Source organism: Haloarchaeobius amylolyticus (assembly GCF_026616195.1).
GTDB classification, from domain to species: Archaea; Halobacteriota; Halobacteria; order Halobacteriales; family Natrialbaceae; genus Haloarchaeobius; species Haloarchaeobius amylolyticus.
Map to the genome: position 1 here is coordinate 1,499,112 of NZ_JANHDH010000001.1, position 19,763 is coordinate 1,518,874.

Sequence of the window (19,763 nt, forward strand, 5' to 3'; positions counted from 1 at the left end):
CGCCAGCGACAGCGCTCTCCCCGCCGGCACTCGTCGGGGGTAGCGTTTACTTCCGGGGCCGCGAGGTTCGGGGTATGCTCCGTCGCCTGCGAGAGACCGGCCCCGCGTTGCTCGTCCCCCTCGCGTGGACGTTCGCGACATTCGCCCACCTCGAGGCCGCCAGCACCCACACCGTCCGGGTCGGGATGGTCGTCATGGACGTCCTGCTCGTCGCGTTCACCGTGCTGTCGTGGCAGGACATGCAGGCGGGCGTGTTGCTCGCCTGGAAGACGGTCCTCGTCGTCGGGACCGCCCTGAACCTGCTCGGGACGGTCGCGCTCTTCGCCGACCCCGTGAACACGACGCTGGCCGCCGTGACGGTCGTCGGCTGGATGCTCGTCCCGGCCGCGGGCTACGTCTACACCGGTCTGCACGTCGACCGCCAGCCACAGGTCTACCTCGCCGGGGCAGGGCTCAGCCTCCTCGGCGCGATACTCTACCTCGCGCCGGCCGTGGCGGGCGGCATAGACACCGCCCTGCCCGGGTTCGCACTCGTCGGCATCGGCCAGACCGCCGGCATCCTGGCGGCCGTGGTGACCTACTGAGTCACGCCAGCGCCAACAGGTGGAACGACTGCTCGCCCGTCTGGGCCACGACGTAGATGACGCCGTCGTCGATGACCGGGCCGGGCCCGACGCGACCGTGGAACGACCGCTCCCACCGGGTGGCCGGGCCGTCCTCCCCGAAGGCGGTCGTGTTCGGCGTCGGGTCCAGCGCGTACAGTTTGTCGCCGCCGACGAACACGGTGTCACGGGCGAGGACGGGTGCGGTGTGGCGCCAGTCGCCGGTGTCGTAGGTCCACCGCCGGTCACCCGTCTTCGGGTCGATGGCGGACAGCCCCCTGGTGCCGGCCGCGTAGAGGTACTGCCCCACCGCGAGCACGCCGTTGTTCCAGCCGGTCTCGACCGTCCAGTCGACCTCGCCGCGTGGCGTGTACCCGGTCCGGATGCCCCGTGTCTTCCCGTCGAGGAAGTTGCAGTAGATGCCGTCGGTACCGGTGCTGGGCGGTGCCTGGACCATGGCCGGGAAGGTCCACTCGCCGCGGCCGACGCCGTCGGGCCCGAGCAGGAACAGTTTGCGGGCCTCCGTGACGACCGCGATGGTGTGGCCATTGTGTATCGCCGGCTGACCGAACAGTCGCCCGAACAGCCGCCGCGACCACTCCGTCTCGCCCGTCGCCGGGTCGAGCTGGAAGAGTCGCTCACCGGCCGGCACGTACAGCCGGTCGCCGGCGTAGGTCGCCGGGGTCCCGACCCCGCCCCACGCGTCGATGGGTCGCTCCCAGTGTCGCTCGCCGGTCGCCGAATCGACGGCCACGAGGCGGTCGCTCTGTGGGACGTACGCCGTGTCACCGAAGACGAGGGGGAGTTCGCCGACGTCCGGGAGCGACCAGCGACGGCTCCCGTCGCTCGCCTCGAGCGCGTGCAGCGAATCGCCGTGGACGTGGTAGACGGTGTCGTTCGCGACCAGCGGTTCCACCCGCCGGGACAGCTGCGGGACCTCGACGCGCCACTGCTCCGAGACGCCGTCGATGGGGGCCTTCCCGTCGCTGACCTGCCGGGTGTTGCTGGCGTCGCTCCCGAAGCTCCCCCACTCCCCGTCCGCACCGAAGATGTGGTCGTCGGGGTCCGGCATCGCGTCGACACCGGCTGCGGGCGGGTCGTCGGGCGAGGCGGTACAGCCCGCGAGTGCCGCGATGGAGGCGCCGAGACTGCCGAGGAGGGCTCGGCGAGAGGGCCGTGGGGACATACCAGATAGTTATCAGAATCGCGGCATAAGTCTTGTCCGGGAAGGCGGGGAGTCAGGTACGACCCGAGACCGACACACGAAAGTCACTCGCTCCCCGAACAATCGGGCATGAGCGACGCCGACGACGCCCACGCCCCCAGCGAGATCGGCGAGGCGAACGCCCCGCCCGTCGAGGAGAAACCCTACAAGATCATCTTCGAGGCCAACAAGTGCTTCGGCGCGGGCAAGTGCGCCGAGGTCTCGGGCAACTGGGAGATGGACATCTCGACCGCCCTCGCGCGCCCGAAGACGTACTTCTTCGGCGAGGACGACCTCGAACACAACATCAGGGCCGCGGAGGCCTGCCCGGCGAAGAAGGGCGAGGGCATCATCCACGTCGTCGACCGGCGGACCGACGAGGAACTCGCCCCGAACCCCCACGGGGACGGGACGCTCTCGGTCGACTGGTAGACAGGACTGTTCTCGGGGCGTGGCGCCCCACCTATGTGCGGATGGGTCTGCCGCAGCGACAGAGGACCCACCACGCATCGTCGATACCCTGCCCGTTCGCGTCACCGGGTTCCTCGTCCCCAGCGAAGCGGTAGAGCGGCCACCCCTCGGCGGTCACCTGCGTCTGGCCGTCGGCGCGTTCGATGGTCGCGACGCTGGCGGTGACCGTCGAGGCCACCGAGACGCTGGCCTCGCCCGCGACGGTCAGCGGCGGCCAGGCATCCGTACACCCGCCGGTACAGGCGCTCTCGCCGCTTCCCTGCGTGTCCGCCTCGAACATGTAGAGGGTCATCCCGTCACCGTCGACGAGGACCGGCTCGCCGATACCCGCGACGGTCCCGGTCTGGAGCGTCGAGGTGCCGGACGCCAGCTGGGACGTCCTGGCGGCCGCGACGCTGGCGAGTCCGGTGACACCGAGCGATGCAGCGCTCGCGAGCAGTACCGACCGACGTGTGTACGTCATGCGAGTGCTAGGCGATGGGCACTGAAAGCGATTTTTTCGCCTGCGCCCGACAGTCGTCTCGAATCGAGAATCGAACTGGGTAGTTCACGCGGGTGAGGGCACTCGGCTCGTAAGCGAAACCGATTTCATACGGGGTCGACAACCGACTGACTGCGCGAGGGTGGCTGAGCCTGGCCAAAAGCGGCGGACTTAAGATCCGCTCCTGTAGAGGTTCGCGGGTTCGAATCCTGCCCCTCGCATACCGTCTCGAACGCCAGTGAGAGACGTGTATGCGACACGGGAGGATTCGAACCAGGGAGGTCGCGCGCAGCGAAGCGAGCACGTCCGACCGTGGTTCGAATCCTGCCCCGCAGGCGGATTCTGGTGCCGCGAACGCCAGTGAGAGACGTATATGCGAGCAAAGGATTCGAACCAGGGAGCAGCTTCGCTGCGACCGTGGTTCGAATCCTGCCCGCCTGCGTGAACCGGGAGTCGTCTCGAGCGACACCAGCGAGAGACACACCTACGAACACGCAACCACCAAGAAAACCACCGCGAGAAGCAACAGCCCTCAGTAGTAGCCGTCCGTCGTCGTCTCCTCACCGCCGCCGGTCGTGGTGTCGGTCCCGCCCCCGCGAACCGGCGTCCCGTCGGGACGCAGGACCCACCACACGTCGTTGACGGCCTGGCCGGTGGCGTCGCCGGGGGAGCCGTCGTTGGCGTAGTAGTACAGCGGCCAGCCGGCGGCGGCGACCTGCATCGTGCCGTCGCCGCGGTCGAACGTCGAGAGGCTGGCGGAGACGCCGTCGCCGGCCGTGGCCTCGCCGTCGACGGTGAGGGGCGGCCACGCGCTGGCACAGCCGCCGGAGCAGGCGCTCTCGCCGCTGCCCTTGCTGTCCTGGTCGAACATGTAGAGGGTCATACCCTCGGGGCCGACGAGGATGTCGCCGAGGTCCGGGTGGGAGCGGACCTGGACGGTCGGGCCCATCATCGACGTCCCGGTGTCGGTGGCTGTCTGGGTATCGGTCGTGGTCTGCGTGTCGGTCTGCGTGTCCGTGTCGGTGCCGGCACCGGCGTCGTCGCCGAGGCAGCCGGCGAGTGCCAGTGCGGAGGCGGACGCGGCGAGCAGGGACCGTCGTGTGCGAACCATACGCAGGGAAAGGACCAGTGACGGAAAAGTGGTTTTCCGAACTGCGTCCAAAATTCGTCCCGAATCGCCCGCGTCTCTTGGGCTATCGCAGCGTGAGGTTGGCGATGAACGCGAGCGCGACCAGTTCGAGGGCACAGAGCAGGGTCACGCCGACCTGCACGTCGGTTCCCGCGGCCCGGAACCAGCCGATGAAGTCGGGGTGGAGGAGGTAGAAGTAGAGCCAGAGCGCGTTCTCGACGAGGAGGAACGCGGCGAACACGAGGTAGCCGAGGGTGTGGCGGGCGCCGTGGCGGCGGTAGTTCCCGAGCCAGACCCACCCGAGGGCGAGCAGGAGCACGGCGTTCGCCCCCGCGGCGATGCGGGCGGCCTCGAGCCACAGGGTCATCGTCTGCAGTTGCGTCGCGGCCGATATAGGTGCTGTCCAAAATTCGTCCGGAATCATGACTCCTCCTCGGTGTCGACGACCGCGAGTATCTCCTCGACCACGTCCCAGTTCGCCCGGAGCTGGTCGGTGAACAGGTACACCGCCGCGTAGTCGTCGTCGGTCCGCCGGAGGACGTTGTTCTCCAGCAGTATCTCGGTGTGGTGACGGATAGTGGTGTAGTCGAGGTCGAGTGCGGTCGCGAGTTCGTTGGCGTTGCGTGGGCGGTCCTCGATGGCACGGAGTATACGGACGCGGGTCTCGGCACCCCGCGAACTCGCCAGCAGGTGCCAGAGGACGCCTTCCATCCGCGGAACCTACCCGGACAGCGGAGTTAAAACCACGCGATGTACGCGACAGGCGACTACCCGGGCATGGCAGCGCGGTAGTCGCCCGGAACCGACGCGAACGGATGTCATGACAGACGTCGTCCAGGTCGGTGGCTCCCGCGTGTGCAGGAACCATTCACTTTCTCTACAGGTATAGTTGGTAAACATATCGGTTCACGACAAATACTGGGCGGGGCGGGACCCTCCGAGACAACATCGCTCTTATGAGCATGGGTGGAGGAGTAAGAGCATGGCCACCCTGCTGACCGAGCGCGAGGAGGACAGACTGGTGAGCGCGTGTCGAACGACGGTCGGTGACAGCCTCCGCTCGATCACGTACTTCACCCGCGACGACTTCGAGCAGCTCTACCTGCGCAGCGATTTAGAGCGCGACGCCGACCTCTCGACGTTCGTGGGTCACGAGTGGCGGGAGTTCAAGACGACACAGGCCGCGTACGAGACCTCCGAGCTGGGCGAGTACGAGTACACCATCCGGAAGTTCGAGAACGGCTTCCTCGTCCGGATGACCACCGACAGCGGCGGCGTCTTCGTCACGACCGACGGCCTGACCCTGTCGAACTTCGACGAACTGGCGATGGCGGCCAAGGGCGTCCTCGAGGACCACGAGCACTGAGAGAGCGCAACGCCCTTCCCGGCTGGCGCCCTACCCGCGCCAGATGAGCGAGATTCCCGACCCCGTCGACCGCCAGCTCTCCCGGCACGACGCCTTCACTGCGGTCGATTCGGGCTACACACTCGACACGACCGTGTTCGAGGCACACGTGACCGCGAGCAGCGCCGAGGGAAAGCGCGACGGCGAGTTCACCGTCATCGTCCGGGTCCCGACGCTCGACGCCGCGGTCACCGGCGAGACGGTCCACGAGGTCGTCGAGGAAGGCTGGTTCGAGACGCTCGAACTCCGCCTCGAGGACACGTTCGACATCGCCAGCACGAGCACGCACGACCCGCCGACAGTCACCCGCACCGACGACGAGGTCGTCGTCGAACTCTCCTACGTCGCCTGGAACGCCAGCCAGGGCGTCGAGGACGCGAAGGCACTCGTCGAGTTCGTCGAGGGGACCTACGCACAGGGCATCGTCCCGGGCTACGAGTACCACGGCCCGGCGGCGGAGCTGATGCAGGCGGCGGTGCAGAACGGTGAGAACGCAGCGAACGGCGGTGGGTCGAGCGGCGGGCCACCGCTGTAATCTCCGAAGGCTCGGCCGGTCAGTCCATCGCGATGTAGGTCTGGGTGTCCTCGACGCCGCGGATGCCCTGTATCTGGGTGGCCGCGATGTCCTTGACCTCGCCGGGTGTCTCGACGTGGACCTTCGCGATGACGTCGACGTCGCCGGCGACGATGTAGGCGGATTCGACGCCCTCGATGCTCTGGATGTTGTCTCTGAGCCTGTCCGCCTCGCCCGTGTTCGCCTTGATCATGATGTAGGCTGTGACTGCCATCGTCAGATACCTCCTGCGGGTGCGGCGCGGCTCGCGTCACCCACGATGAGTTGCCGGACGTCGCCGAGCACGTCGAAGTCCGCGAGGACGACGACGCGGTCCCCGAGTTCGAGCGACTGGTCCGGGTCGGGGATCTCCATGGGCTCTCCCTGCTTGCCGAAGGCGATCATGGTGGCCGTCTTCGGCAGTTCCACCTCGGCGATGGAGTAGCCCTTCATCGGGGACTCCTCCGTGACGGTGAGTTCGACCAGCTGGAGGTTCTGGGCGATGTCGGCGATCGCCCGGGTATCGCCCCCGAGCATCGCGTTCTTCGCACCGATGGCCCCCAGCCGTTCGGGGTAGACGACCTCGTCGACCGCCTCGGCGTACTTCCGGTAGATGTCCTCGCGGTAGTCCTCGTCGATGCGCATGACCGTCCGGGCCCCGTGGTGGTCGGCGATCATGCACGCCGCGAAGTTCGTGTTGAGGTCCCCCGTGAGTGCGCCGACCGCGTCGGCGTCGGCGACGCCCGCCTCCTCGAGGACGTCCTCGCGGGACCCGTCGCCCTCGACGACCGTGAAGTCCTGGTCGCGGGCGCGCTTGACCTTCCGCTCGTCGGGCTCGATGAGCGTCACCTCGTGTCCTTCGTCGCGAAGGACACGAGCCGTACGGAGTCCGACTCGACCTGCGCCTATGATAACGAACCGCATATCACTGTGTACGCTCACCCCCCTTGAATAACTTACCCCGGTGCCCGCTCCAGAACGCCGTGCGGCGTGGAGACTCCTCCGGGCGCTGGTGCTGGCCGCAGCCACCGACCGGATTCCAGCGGTGTTGTGACGACCCCGTGGGTTTTTGTGGCAGTCCACCATTCGAGATGATATCGTTCCGACAGCAACCGGGTCGATACGTGAACACCGTCGGCGGGGCACGCGATACCGGGTCGCGGCGCCAGCGTCGGCGGGGGGGAACCACCACCGATGAGTAGTCACGGCGAACGCGCACCTGAGGCCGAACTCGGACTGCTCGACGCGACGATGATAGGGATGGGTGCGATGATCGGGGCAGGCATCTTCGTGCTCACGGGGCTGGCCGCCGAGATCGCCGGCCCCGCCGCCATCGTCGTGTTCGCACTGAACGGCGCCGTGACGGCCTTCACCGGGCTGTCCTACGCCGAACTCGCCTCGTCCATCCCGAAGAGCGGGGGCGGCTACGCCTTCGTCCGGGAGGTGTTCAGCGACCTCCCGTCGTTCCTGATGGGGTGGATGCTCTGGTTCGCGTACATGATCGCTGGCGGCCTGTACGCGCTCGGGTTCGCGCCGAACTTCCTCGAACTCCTGCACGTCTACGGCATCGTCCCGCCGCCGGACGCGGTCGGGGCGGTCTCGCTCCCGGTGGTCGGGGTGGAGGTCCCCGCGGCCGTCGGACTGGCGTTCCTCGCAGTCCTCGCGCTCGTCAGCCTGAACGCCGTCTCGACCGCCGCCAGCGGGAGCGTCGAGACGATCTTCACCATCACGAAGGTCACCATCCTGCTCGTCTTCGTCGGCTTCGGGGCGACCTCGCCGATGTTCGCGACCGCCGAGTTCCAGCCGCTGTTCCCCGGCGGCCGGACGGCCCTCGACATCCTGCCCGCGATGGGGCTCACGTTCATCGCCTTCGAGGGGTACGACCTCATCACGACCGTCACCGAGGAGGTCCAGAACCCCCGCGAGAACATCCCGAAGGCCATCTTCCTCAGCCTGGCCGCGACCGTCGTGGTGTACCTCGCCGTCGTCGGCGTCGCGGTCGGGACCCTCGGCGCGAACGGGCTGGCGGCGGCCGGCGAGGCCGGCATCGCGGAGGCGGCGACCCAGTTCATGCCCACGGGACTGCCCGTCATCAGGAACGGTGGCGCCATCATCGTCTTCGGGGCCGTCTTCTCGACGCTGACGGCGCTGAACGCGGTCGTCATCGCCTCCTCGCGGGTGGCGTTCTCGATGGGTCGGGAGGGGCAGTTGCTCCGGTCGGTCGGGCACCTGCACTACCGGTTCGGGACGCCGTTCGTCGCCATCCTCGCCAGCGCCGTGGTGATGCTCGGGTCCGTGGCGCTCCCGACCAAGAGCGCGGGGAACATGTCGAGCCTGTTCTTCCTGCTCTCGTTCGTGGTGGTCAACGCCTCGGTCATCCGGCTCCGGCGGGAGCGCCCGGACATGAACCGCCCCTACGAACTCCCGTACTACCCAATCCCGCCCCTCCTGGGCATCGTGCTGAACCTGCTGCTCACCGGGGTCCTGGTCGAGTACCTCGTCCGGACCGACCCACTGGCGCTCGTGCTCAGCGTCGGCTGGCTCGTCGCCGGCGGCCTCGCCTACCTCGTGCTGAACTCACTGCGGACCGACCGGCGCACCCGGTCGGCATCGACCGACACCGAGACGGTCACTCCGGAGGACGACTGAGACATGACAGAGAAACTCACCGTAATCGTCGCGGGCGGCGGACGCGTCGGCCTACAGACAGCCAGGATGCTCCACGACCACGGACACGACGTCACCATCATCGAACGCGACCAGGCGGTATGTGACGCCCTGTCCGAGGAGTACCTCGCGACCGTCATCAGCGGCGACGCCGCGAACCCGTCGGTCCTCGAACAGGCCGGCGTCGACAGGGCCGACGTGGTCGCCGGCCTGACCGGGGAGGCGGGGCTGAACCTCGCCGTCTGCATGGAGGCCAAGGAACTGTCGCCCGGCATCCGCACCGTATCACGCATCGACAGCGCCGAGAAGGAGTCCTACACCCGGTTCGTCGACGCGATCACCTTCCCCGAGCGAGCGGGGGCCCGGACCGCCGTCAACGAGATACTCGGGAGCGACGTCCAGACCCTGGCCGACGTCACAGGGACCCTCGACATCATGCAGATCCGGGTCGTCGAGGGCGCGCCGGCAGCCGGGAAACAGCTCGAGAACGTCCGGTTCCCGTCCGGGACGCTGGTCATCTCGAACGACGACGGGGACAGCGTCGCACGCCCGGACACCACCCTCACGCCGGGCAAGCGCTACATCGTCGCGGTCGAACCCGACGTGGCCGACGAAGTGATGAACCTGCTGCGCGGCTGAACCGGGCGCACCGCCACGTCTTCCGTCGAAATCGGGGGTGAAACAGGGCAAAGTTTTTGCCATGACAGAGAGTACCACAGCACGAATGGTTCACGCGTTCATCATGGTCAAGACGGCCGCCGGAAAGTCCGAAGAACTCCTCGACTCGATCCGCAGCCTCGGGGCGGTCGGCGAGGCGCACATCGTCGCCGGCAACTTCGACATCATCACCGAGGTGGACACGGAGGAGGTCTACGACGTCCTCCACACGGTCGTCGGCGAGCTACAGAAGCTAGACGGCATCGCCGATACGAAGACCTACATCTGTCTGCAGTGACCGGGGCTCCGGCCACCGGCCGGTCTCAGTGCTCCAGTTCCTGCACGTCGTACTCGGCGGTGAACGCGCGCAGCCAGTCGCGCTGTCGCTCGAGTTTCTCGGGCATCTCCGCGTACACCGAGTCGAAGACCTCGTCGGGGTCCGCCGGCTCACCGGATTCGGCCCGCTCGACCGCCTCCGAGAGTTCCTCCTCGACCTCGTCGGCGATGGTCTCGACGTACTCGTCCGTGATGACCTCCTGCTCGCGGAGGTACTCCTCGTAGCGCTCCAGCGGGTCGCGGGTCCGCCACTCGGGCAGGTCCTCGTCCTCGTCCTCGCGGTAGCGCGAGGGGTCGTCGCTGGTCGTGTGCGCGCCCTGCCGGTAGGTCAGGCTCTCGACCAGCACCGGGTTCCCCTCGCGGGCGGAGGCGAGTGCGCTCTGGACGAACTCCCTGACCGCCAGCGGGTCGTTCCCGTCGACCTGCCCGCCGTTGAACCCGTAGGCCTCGGCGCGGTCGGCGATGGAGGCCGCCGCGGTCTGCCTGCGCCGGGGGAGCGAGATGGCCCAGTTGTTGTTCTCGCAGAAGAAGACCGTCGGCGTCTCGAACACGCCGGCGAAGTTCAGGCCCTCGTGGAAGTCGCCCTCGGAGGTCGCGCCGTCGCCGAAGTAACAGAGGACGGCACCGTCGTCGTCCTCGTAGTTCATCGCCATGCCCGCCCCCGTGGCGTGGGGGATCTGGGTCGCGATGGGGACCGCCTGCGGGAAGTTCGGCACGTCGTGGTCCGACGTGTACTCCGGCTGGCCGCGGCGGAACCGCAGGATGTCGCTCATCGGGACGCCACGGGCGATCTGCATGGCGTTCGAGCGGTAGGTCGGGAACAGCCAGTCCTCGGCCGCCATCGCGTGGGCGGCACCGACCTGCGAGGCCTCCTGGCCCTTGTACGGCGGGTAGCCACTCATCCACCCGCGGCGCTGGAGCGCCAGTGCTCGCTCGTCGAAGCGACGGGCACGAACCATGTCGCGGTAGAGTGCGCGAGCCTCGTCGGGGGAGAAGGGGGTGTCCGAGAGGTCGCGTTCTCCGATGACTCGATGCATGTGCTGTGCAAAACTTGCCCACTTGAAAGCCGTTCCGATACGTCAAAGGCCGTCGGTTCCCTAGGGGGCGTATGGTCTCACTCGTGGGCGTCATCGGTCTCCTGGTGCTCGTGCTGGTCAACACGGCCATCGCGGCCGTCTCGACACGGTTCTTCCGGCAGCGCCTGGACACCGACTGGGGCCCGATCGTCTACGTCGCGCTCATCACGCCCGTCCTCCTGTTCGGGACGACGCTGCTCATCTCCGGCGTCCTCCAGCTCGGCACGAACCTCGGGTCGACGCAGCTCGCCCTCCTCGTGAGCATCGCGCTCCCCCTCGTCCTCGGCGTCACCGTCGACTTCTTCTGGATGCCGGCGCCGGACGAGATGGAGTTGCCGGATACGATGCGGTGACCGCCCGGGAGACAGGACCAGAGCACATCCTCGTCGAGTAGGCTCCCGTCGAGACGGGAGTTGCACCGAATCCTGTGCAAACACTTACGCAGCTGGCTTGCATCAGTTCAGATGCAATGTCCGAGGACGCACCAGAATCGACCACAGACGAGGGCCCCTCGGAGCCGTTCACAGAGCGTGTCGAGCGGTCGTTCACCTGCTCCCTCTGCGGGTACGCGACGACGTACGAGGTCGAGAAACTGCAAGACGAGGTCCGGGCGACCTGCCTCAACTGCGGGGACTGGACCGTCCAGTTCGCGGCCCCGGAGTCGCTGGTCGACGCCGCCGAGGACGTCGCCGATGCGCTCGCCGGCGAGACACTCACCGAGCGACAGGCACTCGCGTATCTCCTCCGGGACGTGGTGGGTGTCGACCGGCAGCTGGCTGCCGACGCGATGGAGACCACGCCGTCGAACGTCGACAACCTGCAGCGGCGGGGCCGCGAGAAGGTGGCGGACGCTCGGCGGGTCGTCGGTCGGTTGCAGGAGATGGAACAGCCCACGGGAGGTGAGGGTGACGGCTCGGCGTGATACCCGTGGATTCGGCGGCAGGACCGACAGCGTCGGCGGCGACCGTCCGAGCCCGGTCAGTTACCGGGCCCGCCACGGCCGCGGCCGCGACCACGGCCAGGACCAGAACCCCGACCGGGGCCGCCGCGCGGGGGCGCACTCGCGTCCTCGATCAGGAGCAGCGTGAACGCTTCGTCGGTCGGCTCGTCGTCCGGGGTCAGGTAGCCGACCGCGAAGGCGGTGTAGGTGCTTCCGCCGGCGAGCTCGACGCCGGGAACCTCGAACACCGGAGCGCTCCCGTCGCCCGGCCGGACCTCGACCTCGTACGTCCCGGCGGGAACGACGGTGTACCCGCTGGACTCGCCGAAGGAGACGTCGTCGAAGACCGTCAGCGCGCCGTCGTCGACCGTCACGTCGACGGTCGGCGCGTCGGGCGAGGCGTGGACCGCCCGGAGGCGTACCTCGTCGTCGCCGATGTTGGCGCCGTTCGTGTCCTCGAAGACGGAGACGGTGAACTCGGTGTCGTCGCTCGTGACCTCGCCGTTGGCCACGGCGGTGTAGTCCTCCGCCCCGAGTTCGAGCGTGACCGGCCCGAACACCGTCGTGTCCGTGTCGGCGACGTTGACCGCCACCTCGTACTCGCCAGCGGGGACCTCCAGGTAGTCAGTCACCATGCCGAACGCCAGTCCCGGGACCGCGACCGCGCCGTCCACGAGCACGTCCACCGCGGGCGCGTCCGGGGAGGCGTGTGCGACCCGTAGGCCGGCCTCGTCACCACCCTCGGCAGCCGGGTGGTCGTCCGCCATCGCGGCCGTGGTGCCACCGACGAGCAGCGCTGTTCCAGCACCGATACCTTGCAGGACAGACCGACGGGAGGTTCCTGTCATGTTAACCCAACCCACACTGAGAACCTCACCGAATTGAACTGATTCCCTAACCAGTCAGGTACCGGGTGCGGTTGCTGCACAGAGAGTGATAGGAATCCAACCAGAACACCGGTTCGAGGCGTGAAGCAGGTGAATCAGGCCGAGGGAGTCCTCGGTCAGCCCACAACTACAGAACCAGTTAGGGGCGGTCCATCGCCCATCCAGTCAGCAAGACAACACCTCCACGACAGCAGATAGAAATCTAACACTTCCCACCGGATTCAGGGCGCGGCCAGAGTGCGAGCAGTCGGCTGCGGGCGTGTGCGAGAGCGACTACTCCTCCTCGAGAATCGCCTCGAAGACCTCCTCGACGGACTCCAGGACCTCCTCGGGCGAGCGGGTCGCGTCGACCTGGACGAACCGCTCGGGCTGGTACTCGATGAGCTGCTCGTAGTTCTGCTGGACCTTCGAGAGGTACTTCGACTGCTCGAACTTGTTGGTCGCGCCGGAGCGCTGCATGGCGGTGTGGGGGTCGACGTCGAGGTAGATGGTCACGTCGGGTTCGACGGTGAACGGCTGGTGGATGCCGCGGATGTACTCCATCGGGCGCTTGATCTCGCCCTCCAGAGTCGCACCCTGGTAGGCGTACCGCGAGTCGGAGAACCGGTCGGAGATGACGAGGTCGCCGTCGGCGAGTGCGGGCCGGACGACGCGAGAGAGGTGGTCGGCGTGGTCGGCGATGAACAGGAAGAGTTCGGCCAGCGGGTCGGCGTCGTCGTCCTCGATGGCGCGGTCGACCGACTCACCGTACCACGAGGTGGTCGGTTCGCGTGTGAACGTGGCGTCGGGGTAGGTGTCGTGGAGCGCCTCCCAGACGGTCGTCTTGCCGCTCCCGTCGAGGCCCTCGAGCGTGACGAGCATACCCACGGCTTTCCGCGCAGGGGGTTTCTGTCTGTCGTCTCCGGGCGGGGTGACGGTCGGGGCTCTGGAGGCGGGTAGATGGCGGACAGACGGGACCGTCGTGTGGGAACAGGAGAAGGGATGGGACGCGAGGCTGGCCCGTACAACCGCTGGGCCTCGCGTGGTGACTCGTCAGGGCACGCCGGGTCTGGCCGCCGTCTGGTACTTGAATGGTCGTGTGGCCGTGGTTCGCCAGACGACAGTTCGATACCGCTGGCGTCGATGACCGCAACCGCCCGCACAGCGCGGCCCCGCACCACGCCCTCCCCAGCCGACTTCGATGCTCGTTCCGCTCCGCGCTGCTCCGCTTCACTGTGCGTCTCGCCCCTCGCACGACGCTGGCTCGCGGTCTGCTCACGGCTGCGCCGTTCGCTTCGAGGCACGAAGTGCCTCACTCGACACGCTCGCCAGCGCGCGCCACGTGGTGGGTCCGGTCTTCTTCGGTCCACGCTCCCCTCGCCACCCGACGCCCGCCCCCGTTTGGGGATGCCTTTATCCGACCCCCGGACCATCTATCAGATATGAAAGTAATCGTCGCTGGTGGGACCGGCTTCATCGGGCAGCGCCTCTGCGAAGAACTCGTCGACCGCGGTCACGAGGTGACGGCGCTGGCCCGGCACCCCGACGAGGCGGGACTGCCGAACACGGTGAACACGGTGATGGGCGACGTGAGCGCCTACGAGTCCATCGTCGACGCCTTCGAGGGACAGGACGTGGCCGTGAACCTGGTCGCACTCTCGCCGCTGTTCAAACCATCGGGCAACGTGAGCCACGACTCCGTCCACCGACAGGGGACCGAGAATGTCGTGCGCGCCTGCGAGGAGCACGACGTGGGCAAGCTCGTCCAGATGTCGGCACTCGGTGCCGACCCGAACGGGACCACGGCGTACATCCGGGCGAAGGGCCAGGCCGAGGAGATCGTCACGTCCGCCGAGCTGGAGTACGTCATCTTCCGGCCGTCGGTCGTCTTCGGCGACGGCGGCGAGTTCATCTCGTTCACGAAGAAGCTCACGACGCCCGTGGTCACCGGCCTCCCGGGTGGCGGGAAGACGCGGTTCCAGCCCATCTGGGTCGGCGACCTCGTCCCGATGCTGGCCGACGCCGTCGAGGACGAGAAACACGTCGGGCAGACCTACGAACTCGGCGGCCCTGACGTGCTGACGCTGGCGGACGTGACCGAACTCGCCTACGAGGCCGAGGGCAAGTCCATCACCATCCTCCCCATCCCGATGGCGATGGCCAAGGTGGGCCTGACCGTGGCCGGCCCGGTCCCCTTCGTTCCCTTCGGGCCGGACCAGGCGCGCTCTCTGAAGATGGACAATACGGTCTCCGACAACGACGTGACCGCGTTCGATGTCGACCCGTCCGAGTTGCGGACCCTGCGGCAGTACCTCGGGCTGGCCCAGACCACCGACGCTCCGGCCTCACACGCTTAAATAGAACGCCGAAGTGTCACTGAATAATGGATTACGGTTCGCCGACTAGTTCGGGGTAGAGAAGCGACCTCTGGCGTTTTTTCGACCGCTCGTGACATCTGTTGGAGAATCAGACCATCCAAAGGCTTATATCCATAATACCATTCTTCTCATCCAACGGAGACCCCCTTCCATGAAACTGGCGATGATAGGATTCGGTCAGGCCGGTGGGAAAATCGTCGACAGGTTCGTCGAGTACGACGAACGGACGAACAGCGGCATCATACGTGCCGCAATCGCTGTCAACACGGCGAAAGCCGACCTGATGGGCCTTGACAACATTCCGAACGAGAACCGTGTACTCATCGGTCAGTCCCGCGTCAAAGGGCACGGCGTGGGCGCCGACAACGAACTCGGCGCGGAGGTAGCCGAGGAGGACATCGACGAGGTACAGGGTGCCATCGACTCCATCCCGACACACGAGGTAGACGCCTTCCTCGTGGTCGCCGGGATGGGCGGTGGGACCGGTAGCGGTGGCGCACCCGTCCTCGCGAAGCACCTGAAGCGTATCTACACCATCCCCGTCTACGGGCTGGGCGTCCTGCCCGGCTCCGACGAGGGTGGCATCTACACGCTGAACGCTGCGCGCTCCTTCCAGACCTTCGTCCGAGAGGTAGACAACCTGCTCGTCTTCGACAACGACGCCTGGCGCAAGGCCGGCGAGTCCGTCGAGGGCGGCTACGACGAGATCAACGAGGAGATCGTCCGACGCTTCGGCGTCCTCTTCGGCGCCGGCGAGATCGGCGCCGGCGACGAGGTCGGTGAGAGCGTCGTCGACTCCTCCGAGATCATCAACACCCTCGCCGGCGGCGGCGTCTCGACCGTGGGCTACGCGACCGAGGAGGTCGAGATGGAGGACAACGGTGGCCTCCTCTCGCGCTTCACCGGCGGCGAGGAGGACCAGGTCGACACCGCACACACGACCAACCGTATCACCTCGCTCGTGCGCAAGGCCGCGCTCGGGCGACTCACCCTCCCCTGCGAGATCGAGGGCGCAGAGCGTGCGCTCCTCGTGATGGCGGGACCGACCAAGCACCTCAACCGCAAAGGCATCGAGCGCGGGCGGAAGTGGCTCGAGGAGCAGACCGGCTCGATGGAGGTTCGTGGCGGGGACTACCCGCTCAACGAGCCGCAGGTCGCGGCCTGTATCCTCCTGTCGGGCGTGAACAACGTCCCGCGTATCAAGGAGCTCCAGCAGGTCGCAATCGAGGCACAGGACAACATCGACTCCATCCGAGAGGAAAGCGAAGAGAACTTACAGAACTTGGTCGAAGATGACGAGGATGAACTCGAGCCACTCTTCTAGGTGGGCAACGCTCGCGGTAGTGGCCATCCTCGCGCTCGCGGCGGTCGGCACAGTCACGGCTGTGCAGGTCGCCAGCGAGGACGTGCCGGCGGAGGGTCAGGTCGATTCCGACTACACCGCGACGGTGACGCTCGGGGAACTGTACCAGAATCCCGACTACACGTCGTGGACCCTCCGCGGTGAGACGGAACTGCAGGACGTCACGTGGACCGTGACGACCACGGACACCGACACCGGGAACCAGATCGACAGCCAGTCCTTCGACGGGCAGTCGTTCAACTACTCGAACATCGACGCCGAGGCCAACGACGCCAACCAGGTCACCGTCGAGGTGACCGGGACCGTCCCCGACGTCGAGAACTTCAGCTACGCCGAGGAGGAGACGTTCGTCGTCGCGGAGCTGACGCAGGTCCGCGAGGGCGGCACCTCGAACGAGATCGCCACGAAGACCTCTCACCACTACACCGAGGGTAGCAAGGAGGCACGCGAGGCGATCGCGAGCGCCGAGGACGCCATCGACCAGGCGGAGAGCGCCGGTGGCGACGTCTCGGCTGCACAGGAGAACTACGACACGGCCGTCGCGTTCTACAACGAGGGGAGCTTCGACAACGCGGTCTCGCAGGCCGAGAACGCCGTCTCCAAGGCCGAGAACGCCGAGCAGGCCGCCGAGTCGGCCGAGAGCCGCAACCAGCTCCTGCTGTACGGCGGTGCGGCCATCGTCGTGCTGCTGGTCGTCGGTGGGGGCTTCTACTGGTACCGGCAGCAACAGGACGACTACAGCCGCCTGGGCTGAGTCGCCATGCGCCTTCTCGTGCCGTTCGCACCCGACCAGCCGAAGACTCGTCTCTCACCAGTACTCAGCGACGCGGAGCGGCGCGCCTTCGCCCGGGTGATGTGCGAGGACGTGCTCGCAACCCTCCGCGAGACGGGGCGTGAGCCGGAACTGCTCGCGACCGAACCGGTCGACGCGGCCGTGCCCGTGACGGTCGACGACCGGCCCCTGACCGAGGCGGTCAACGCGGCGCTCGCCGAGACCGAGGAGTCGGTCGCGGTCGTGATGGCAGACCTCGCACTGGCGACGCCCGACAGTCTCGACCGGCTCTTCGCGGCCGACGGCGACGTGGTGCTGGCGCCGGGACGCGGTGGCGGGACGAACGCCTTCGTCGCCAGACACCCGGACTTCCGGGTCGACTACCACGGCGCGTCGTACCTCGACCATCGCGAGGCCGCGAGCGAGGTCGGGGCCGAGGTGGCCGTCGTCGACTCGCACCGGCTCGCGACCGACGTCGACGAGCCGGGGGACCTCGTCGAGGTGCTGGTCCACGGCGACGGCCGGACCCGGCGCTGGCTCCGCGAGCACGGGTTTCGAATCGAGCGCGGAAACGGCCGGGTGAACGTGAGCCGAGTCGACGACTGAAGACGTCCGAACCACTTTAGTCGGGGCGCTCGTCGTCTGGAGTACACGAGGCCTCGTGTAGGGACGATCCACCAAACCTCCCTTCTGGCTTTCTCGACGTGGTCCGGTTGAGACACGTTTTTCTCGGTCGAACACGCACGCCCAGTCGTGATACGGGGCGCCGCCGAGTACGACATCGACCTCCAGTTCGACGAGGACGCGGTAGCCGAGTTGCTCTCGGTCACGCCCGCCGACGTCGAGCCCGCGGACGAACTCACCTTCGCCCGCAACGTCTTCCTGCCGCTGACGACCGCCTGCCGGTACACCTGCACCTACTGTACGTTCTTCGACCCGCCCGGACAGGCGACGCTGATGGACGACGAGGACGTGAACGGGACCCTGGACACCGGCGCGGACGCCGGTTGCACCGAGGCGCTGTTCACCTTCGGCGACGACCCCGACGACCGCTACGAGGAGATCCACGCACAACTGGACGCCTGGGGCTACGACTCCATCCACGACTACCTGCGGGCGGTCTGTAAGCACACCCTCGACAGGGGCCTGTTGCCCCACTCGAACCCCGGCGACCAGACCCGCGAGCAGATGGCGCTGGTCGCGCCCTACAACGCCAGCATGGGTGTGATGCTGGAGACGACCGCGGACGTGGACGCCCACGCGGGCCCGCGGGTGAAGGAACCGGGCCAGCGCCTGAACACGCTCCGGAACGCCGGGGAACTGCAGGTCCCCTTCACGACCGGCATCCTCGTCGGCATCGGCGAGGCCTGGCGCGACCGCGCGGAGAGCCTGCTGGCCATCCGCGACCTGCACGAGCGCTACGGCCACATCCAGGAGGTCATCGTCCAGAACGTCGTGCCGAACGAGCGCTCGCGGTACGAGCGCCCCGACGTCGAGACGATGCGCCGGGTGGTCGCGATGGCGCGGTACGCCCTGCCCGAGGAGGTGTCGGTGCAGGTGCCGCCGAACCTCTCGCCGACCCGCGAGCTGCTCGACTGTGGTGTCGACGACCTCGGTGGCGTCTCCCCGGTGACGGACGACTACATCAACCCGGACTACGAGTGGCCGGCCCTGCGGGAACTGCGCGACATCGCCGACGAGGCCGGGGTGCCCCTGCGCGAGCGCCTCCCGGTGTACGAACGCTACCTCCCGGCCGACCTGCGCTCCGCCGACTTCGACGGCGAGCCGGCCCCCGGCGACGGCTGGCTCTCCGAACCCATCCGGGCGGCGCTGACCGGCGACACGCCGGCGGGTCGGCGCTACCGGGCCGTTCTGCATGGAGAGACGACCGTCTGACCGAGAGACGGCGTGGCGAGACGACTGCCTGCCGGGCTATCGAGCGCTCGATAGCACTCCTAGTCGGATTCATGTCCGATGGTCACGTATGTCGGACTGGGATGGGAGAAGGTACAACGACGAACGTCCCGAGCGAGAAAGCCATTCTGAGCGCGCTCGACGCCGTCTCGTCGATGCACGTGGCCGAACTGTGTTACGCACTCGGTGGCGACCCCGGTCCACTCGACCACCAGTGCGACCACCTCGAACGCGCCGGGTTCGTCCGGGCGCGCGACGGGGAGACCTACAGCATCACGAGCAAGGGCGAACAGCGCCTTCGCGTGCTGCTTCGTGACCGGGAGCCGGTTCGGGTCGGCGACCCCGGTCGCTGAAAATCATCCCGACGTTTCTTGCATGGCGGCGACGTAGCTGTGAGTGGCTACCATGCCCCACACCATCGAACTCTCCGACGAACTGAAAGCGCGCCTCGACGACCACCTCGAGGAGGGCGAGACCCACCAGGAGCTCATCGAGGAGCTGCTCAACATCTACGAGAGCACACGGTTCGTCCAGGAGGGGTACTCCGAGTAGGTCAGGCGCTCGGCGGCTCCTGTTCGACGAACTCGAACAGCGGGTCGTAGTCGTCGGGGAGCTGGCCGCGGACCTGTGCCAGTTCGCCGGGCGCGACCGACTCGGCCACCAGCGCGACGACCTGCTTCGCCTGGTAGACGGCGTCCTGTGGCTCGGTGTCGCTGCGCTCGGCGACCCGCGTCACGAACTCCGCGAAGTCGAAGCGCTGGCCCGGCTCGGCCGCCGTCAGGAAGCGGTCGATCTCCATCGGGAGCGAGGCGGCGAGGTCGTTCGCCTCGCCGGCCTGCAGGCGCTCGCCGAGCGTGGTGAGCGTCGCCCGCGTCGCCCGGAGCGCCTCGCCCTCGCCCGGGAGTGAGAGTCGATGCTGTACCTGTCCGAGGAACTCGCTGAACTGCAT

The 19,763-nt window shown here is 67.6% G+C and carries 27 protein-coding genes and 1 tRNA gene; 17 read left to right on the forward strand and 11 right to left on the reverse strand.

Features of this window, described 5'->3' with window-relative positions; genetic code table 11:
• Positions 1 to 74 precede the first annotated feature (74 nt).
• A complete protein-coding gene (locus NOV86_RS07710) occupies positions 75 to 584 on the forward strand; it encodes a hypothetical protein (protein WP_267640762.1) in 510 nt (169 codons plus the stop codon).
• A 1-nt stretch (position 585) separates the two neighbouring features.
• On the opposite strand, the gene NOV86_RS07715 is transcribed toward NOV86_RS07710, so the two are convergent.
• Positions 586 to 1,788 (reverse strand): outer membrane protein assembly factor BamB family protein, encoded by a 1,203-nt coding sequence (locus NOV86_RS07715; RefSeq protein ID WP_267640763.1) that lies wholly within the window; start codon positions 1,786 to 1,788, stop codon positions 586 to 588.
• A 108-nt stretch (positions 1,789 to 1,896) separates the two neighbouring features.
• Here NOV86_RS07715 and NOV86_RS07720 point away from each other — a divergent pair, with 108 nt between their 5' ends.
• Positions 1,897 to 2,238, forward strand: a complete 342-nt coding sequence (locus NOV86_RS07720) for a ferredoxin (protein ID WP_267640764.1) — start codon at positions 1,897 to 1,899, stop codon at positions 2,236 to 2,238.
• Between the two features lie 31 nt (positions 2,239 to 2,269).
• Here the strand turns inward: NOV86_RS07720 and NOV86_RS07725 are convergent, their stop codons facing one another.
• Entirely contained in the window at positions 2,270 to 2,740 is a 471-nt protein-coding gene (locus NOV86_RS07725) for a COG4315 family predicted lipoprotein (protein WP_267640765.1), read from the reverse strand.
• 154 nt (positions 2,741 to 2,894) lie between these two features.
• Here NOV86_RS07725 and NOV86_RS07730 point away from each other — a divergent pair.
• A tRNA-Leu gene (locus NOV86_RS07730) sits at positions 2,895 to 2,979 on the forward strand.
• A 311-nt stretch (positions 2,980 to 3,290) separates the two neighbouring features.
• On the opposite strand, the gene NOV86_RS07735 is transcribed toward NOV86_RS07730, so the two are convergent.
• The 3 genes from NOV86_RS07735 to NOV86_RS07745 all read right to left on the reverse strand — a co-directional run bounded on the left by NOV86_RS07735 (position 3,291) and on the right by NOV86_RS07745 (position 4,598).
• Complete coding sequence (locus NOV86_RS07735) at positions 3,291 to 3,869, reverse strand: COG4315 family predicted lipoprotein (protein WP_267640766.1); 579 nt, start codon at positions 3,867 to 3,869, stop codon at positions 3,291 to 3,293.
• Between the two features lie 82 nt (positions 3,870 to 3,951).
• A complete protein-coding gene (locus NOV86_RS07740) occupies positions 3,952 to 4,254 on the reverse strand; it encodes a DUF8036 family membrane protein (RefSeq protein WP_267640767.1) in 303 nt (100 codons plus the stop codon).
• Positions 4,255 to 4,307: 53 nt separating this feature from the next.
• On the reverse strand, positions 4,308 to 4,598 hold the full coding sequence (locus NOV86_RS07745; RefSeq protein ID WP_267640768.1) for a winged helix-turn-helix domain-containing protein: 291 nt from the start codon (positions 4,596 to 4,598) through the stop codon (positions 4,308 to 4,310).
• A gap of 271 nt (positions 4,599 to 4,869) precedes the next feature.
• On the opposite strand from NOV86_RS07745, the gene NOV86_RS07750 reads away from it, so the two are divergent.
• Positions 4,870 to 5,253: a DUF7522 family protein gene (locus NOV86_RS07750; RefSeq protein ID WP_267640769.1), complete on the forward strand. Its 384-nt coding sequence runs from the start codon at positions 4,870 to 4,872 to the stop codon at positions 5,251 to 5,253.
• 43 nt (positions 5,254 to 5,296) lie between these two features.
• Positions 5,297 to 5,827: a DUF5813 family protein gene (locus NOV86_RS07755; protein ID WP_267640770.1), complete on the forward strand. Its 531-nt coding sequence runs from the start codon at positions 5,297 to 5,299 to the stop codon at positions 5,825 to 5,827.
• Between the two features lie 19 nt (positions 5,828 to 5,846).
• Here NOV86_RS07755 and NOV86_RS07760 read toward each other — a convergent pair whose 3' ends face one another.
• Both NOV86_RS07760 and NOV86_RS07765 read right to left on the reverse strand, forming a co-directional pair.
• Positions 5,847 to 6,080: an Lrp/AsnC family transcriptional regulator gene (locus tag NOV86_RS07760; RefSeq protein ID WP_267640771.1), complete on the reverse strand. Its 234-nt coding sequence runs from the start codon at positions 6,078 to 6,080 to the stop codon at positions 5,847 to 5,849.
• Between the two features lie 2 nt (positions 6,081 to 6,082).
• The gene (locus NOV86_RS07765) at positions 6,083 to 6,769 is read right to left on the reverse strand and encodes a potassium channel family protein (protein ID WP_267640772.1); all 687 of its coding nucleotides are present in this window, start codon (positions 6,767 to 6,769) and stop codon (positions 6,083 to 6,085) included.
• A gap of 270 nt (positions 6,770 to 7,039) precedes the next feature.
• On the opposite strand from NOV86_RS07765, the gene NOV86_RS07770 reads away from it, so the two are divergent.
• The 3 genes from NOV86_RS07770 (at position 7,040) to NOV86_RS07780 (ending at position 9,467) form a co-directional block, all read left to right on the forward strand.
• Entirely contained in the window at positions 7,040 to 8,494 is a 1,455-nt protein-coding gene (locus NOV86_RS07770; protein WP_267640773.1) for an APC family permease, read from the forward strand.
• Positions 8,495 to 8,497: 3 nt separating this feature from the next.
• Positions 8,498 to 9,151, forward strand: a complete 654-nt coding sequence (locus tag NOV86_RS07775) for a potassium channel family protein (RefSeq protein ID WP_267640774.1) — start codon at positions 8,498 to 8,500, stop codon at positions 9,149 to 9,151.
• A gap of 85 nt (positions 9,152 to 9,236) precedes the next feature.
• Positions 9,237 to 9,467, forward strand: a complete 231-nt coding sequence (locus NOV86_RS07780) for an Lrp/AsnC ligand binding domain-containing protein (protein WP_267640775.1) — start codon at positions 9,237 to 9,239, stop codon at positions 9,465 to 9,467.
• 25 nt (positions 9,468 to 9,492) lie between these two features.
• On the opposite strand, the gene pdhA is transcribed toward NOV86_RS07780, so the two are convergent.
• Positions 9,493 to 10,542: a pyruvate dehydrogenase (acetyl-transferring) E1 component subunit alpha gene (gene pdhA / locus NOV86_RS07785; RefSeq protein ID WP_267640776.1), complete on the reverse strand. Its 1,050-nt coding sequence runs from the start codon at positions 10,540 to 10,542 to the stop codon at positions 9,493 to 9,495.
• 71 nt (positions 10,543 to 10,613) lie between these two features.
• Between pdhA and NOV86_RS07790 the strand changes: the two genes are divergently transcribed.
• Together NOV86_RS07790 and NOV86_RS07795 are read left to right on the forward strand one after the other, a co-directional pair.
• A complete protein-coding gene (locus tag NOV86_RS07790; protein ID WP_267640777.1) occupies positions 10,614 to 10,934 on the forward strand; it encodes a DUF7991 family protein in 321 nt (106 codons plus the stop codon).
• A 116-nt stretch (positions 10,935 to 11,050) separates the two neighbouring features.
• Complete coding sequence (locus NOV86_RS07795; RefSeq protein WP_267640778.1) at positions 11,051 to 11,503, forward strand: sigma-70 family RNA polymerase sigma factor family protein; 453 nt, start codon at positions 11,051 to 11,053, stop codon at positions 11,501 to 11,503.
• Positions 11,504 to 11,559: 56 nt separating this feature from the next.
• On the opposite strand, the gene NOV86_RS07800 is transcribed toward NOV86_RS07795, so the two are convergent.
• Together NOV86_RS07800 and tmk are read right to left on the reverse strand one after the other, a co-directional pair.
• A complete protein-coding gene (locus NOV86_RS07800; RefSeq protein ID WP_267640779.1) occupies positions 11,560 to 12,369 on the reverse strand; it encodes a DUF4397 domain-containing protein in 810 nt (269 codons plus the stop codon).
• A 312-nt stretch (positions 12,370 to 12,681) separates the two neighbouring features.
• On the reverse strand, positions 12,682 to 13,269 hold the full coding sequence (gene tmk, locus NOV86_RS07805; RefSeq protein WP_267640780.1) for a dTMP kinase: 588 nt from the start codon (positions 13,267 to 13,269) through the stop codon (positions 12,682 to 12,684).
• A gap of 560 nt (positions 13,270 to 13,829) precedes the next feature.
• Between tmk and NOV86_RS07810 the strand changes: the two genes are divergently transcribed.
• The 7 genes from NOV86_RS07810 (at position 13,830) to NOV86_RS07840 (ending at position 19,366) form a co-directional block, all read left to right on the forward strand.
• A complete protein-coding gene (locus NOV86_RS07810; protein WP_267640781.1) occupies positions 13,830 to 14,744 on the forward strand; it encodes a complex I NDUFA9 subunit family protein in 915 nt (304 codons plus the stop codon).
• 172 nt (positions 14,745 to 14,916) lie between these two features.
• Positions 14,917 to 16,089, forward strand: coding sequence for a tubulin/FtsZ family protein (locus NOV86_RS07815; RefSeq protein WP_267640782.1), 1,173 nt, complete (start codon positions 14,917 to 14,919; stop codon positions 16,087 to 16,089).
• Positions 16,067 to 16,882, forward strand: coding sequence for a DUF4398 domain-containing protein (locus NOV86_RS07820; RefSeq protein WP_267640783.1), 816 nt, complete (start codon positions 16,067 to 16,069; stop codon positions 16,880 to 16,882). Before NOV86_RS07815 ends, NOV86_RS07820 begins: the two co-directional genes overlap by 23 nt.
• Positions 16,883 to 16,888: 6 nt before the next feature.
• A complete protein-coding gene (cofC, locus tag NOV86_RS07825) occupies positions 16,889 to 17,506 on the forward strand; it encodes a 2-phospho-L-lactate guanylyltransferase (protein WP_267640784.1) in 618 nt (205 codons plus the stop codon).
• 147 nt (positions 17,507 to 17,653) lie between these two features.
• Entirely contained in the window at positions 17,654 to 18,796 is a 1,143-nt protein-coding gene (gene cofG / locus NOV86_RS07830) for a 7,8-didemethyl-8-hydroxy-5-deazariboflavin synthase subunit CofG (RefSeq protein WP_267640785.1), read from the forward strand.
• 101 nt (positions 18,797 to 18,897) lie between these two features.
• Positions 18,898 to 19,167 carry a winged helix DNA-binding protein gene (locus NOV86_RS07835; protein ID WP_267640786.1) on the forward strand — a complete coding sequence of 90 codons (270 nt, stop codon included), beginning with the start codon at positions 18,898 to 18,900 and terminating at the stop codon, positions 19,165 to 19,167.
• 52 nt (positions 19,168 to 19,219) lie between these two features.
• Positions 19,220 to 19,366, forward strand: coding sequence for a DUF7557 family protein (locus NOV86_RS07840; protein WP_267640787.1), 147 nt, complete (start codon positions 19,220 to 19,222; stop codon positions 19,364 to 19,366).
• Position 19,367: 1 nt separating this feature from the next.
• Here the strand turns inward: NOV86_RS07840 and NOV86_RS07845 are convergent, their stop codons facing one another.
• Entirely contained in the window at positions 19,368 to 19,763 is a 396-nt protein-coding gene (locus tag NOV86_RS07845) for a DUF2267 domain-containing protein (protein ID WP_267640788.1), read from the reverse strand.

What these genes read in the sequence shown, in the direction of transcription:
- tmk (WP_267640780.1), bottom strand. Translation starts at nt 13,269, where the DNA reads ATGCTCGTCACGCTCGAGGGCCTCGACGGGAGCGGCAAGACGACCGTC.
- NOV86_RS07780 (WP_267640775.1), top strand. Translation starts at nt 9,237, where the DNA reads ATGGTTCACGCGTTCATCATGGTCAAGACGGCCGCCGGAAAGTCCGAA.
- NOV86_RS07755 (WP_267640770.1), top strand. Translation starts at nt 5,297, where the DNA reads ATGAGCGAGATTCCCGACCCCGTCGACCGCCAGCTCTCCCGGCACGAC.
- NOV86_RS07835 (WP_267640786.1), top strand. Translation starts at nt 18,898, where the DNA reads ATGGGAGAAGGTACAACGACGAACGTCCCGAGCGAGAAAGCCATTCTG.
- NOV86_RS07840 (WP_267640787.1), top strand. Translation starts at nt 19,220, where the DNA reads ATGCCCCACACCATCGAACTCTCCGACGAACTGAAAGCGCGCCTCGAC.
- NOV86_RS07815 (WP_267640782.1), top strand. Translation starts at nt 14,917, where the DNA reads ATGAAACTGGCGATGATAGGATTCGGTCAGGCCGGTGGGAAAATCGTC.
- NOV86_RS07750 (WP_267640769.1), top strand. Translation starts at nt 4,870, where the DNA reads ATGGCCACCCTGCTGACCGAGCGCGAGGAGGACAGACTGGTGAGCGCG.
- NOV86_RS07845 (WP_267640788.1), bottom strand. Translation starts at nt 19,763, where the DNA reads ATGCAGTTCAGCGAGTTCCTCGGACAGGTACAGCATCGACTCTCACTC.
- NOV86_RS07765 (WP_267640772.1), bottom strand. Translation starts at nt 6,769, where the DNA reads ATGCGGTTCGTTATCATAGGCGCAGGTCGAGTCGGACTCCGTACGGCT.
- NOV86_RS07710 (WP_267640762.1), top strand. Translation starts at nt 75, where the DNA reads ATGCTCCGTCGCCTGCGAGAGACCGGCCCCGCGTTGCTCGTCCCCCTC.
- pdhA (WP_267640776.1), bottom strand. Translation starts at nt 10,542, where the DNA reads ATGCATCGAGTCATCGGAGAACGCGACCTCTCGGACACCCCCTTCTCC.
- NOV86_RS07735 (WP_267640766.1), bottom strand. Translation starts at nt 3,869, where the DNA reads ATGGTTCGCACACGACGGTCCCTGCTCGCCGCGTCCGCCTCCGCACTG.
- NOV86_RS07725 (WP_267640765.1), bottom strand. Translation starts at nt 2,740, where the DNA reads ATGACGTACACACGTCGGTCGGTACTGCTCGCGAGCGCTGCATCGCTC.
- cofC (WP_267640784.1), top strand. Translation starts at nt 16,889, where the DNA reads ATGCGCCTTCTCGTGCCGTTCGCACCCGACCAGCCGAAGACTCGTCTC.
- NOV86_RS07795 (WP_267640778.1), top strand. Translation starts at nt 11,051, where the DNA reads ATGTCCGAGGACGCACCAGAATCGACCACAGACGAGGGCCCCTCGGAG.
- NOV86_RS07810 (WP_267640781.1), top strand. Translation starts at nt 13,830, where the DNA reads ATGAAAGTAATCGTCGCTGGTGGGACCGGCTTCATCGGGCAGCGCCTC.
- NOV86_RS07775 (WP_267640774.1), top strand. Translation starts at nt 8,498, where the DNA reads ATGACAGAGAAACTCACCGTAATCGTCGCGGGCGGCGGACGCGTCGGC.
- NOV86_RS07740 (WP_267640767.1), bottom strand. Translation starts at nt 4,254, where the DNA reads ATGACCCTGTGGCTCGAGGCCGCCCGCATCGCCGCGGGGGCGAACGCC.
- NOV86_RS07745 (WP_267640768.1), bottom strand. Translation starts at nt 4,598, where the DNA reads ATGGAAGGCGTCCTCTGGCACCTGCTGGCGAGTTCGCGGGGTGCCGAG.
- NOV86_RS07770 (WP_267640773.1), top strand. Translation starts at nt 7,040, where the DNA reads ATGAGTAGTCACGGCGAACGCGCACCTGAGGCCGAACTCGGACTGCTC.
- NOV86_RS07800 (WP_267640779.1), bottom strand. Translation starts at nt 12,369, where the DNA reads ATGACAGGAACCTCCCGTCGGTCTGTCCTGCAAGGTATCGGTGCTGGA.
- NOV86_RS07720 (WP_267640764.1), top strand. Translation starts at nt 1,897, where the DNA reads ATGAGCGACGCCGACGACGCCCACGCCCCCAGCGAGATCGGCGAGGCG.
- NOV86_RS07760 (WP_267640771.1), bottom strand. Translation starts at nt 6,080, where the DNA reads ATGGCAGTCACAGCCTACATCATGATCAAGGCGAACACGGGCGAGGCG.
- NOV86_RS07715 (WP_267640763.1), bottom strand. Translation starts at nt 1,788, where the DNA reads ATGTCCCCACGGCCCTCTCGCCGAGCCCTCCTCGGCAGTCTCGGCGCC.
- NOV86_RS07790 (WP_267640777.1), top strand. Translation starts at nt 10,614, where the DNA reads ATGGTCTCACTCGTGGGCGTCATCGGTCTCCTGGTGCTCGTGCTGGTC.
- NOV86_RS07820 (WP_267640783.1), top strand. Translation starts at nt 16,067, where the DNA reads ATGAACTCGAGCCACTCTTCTAGGTGGGCAACGCTCGCGGTAGTGGCC.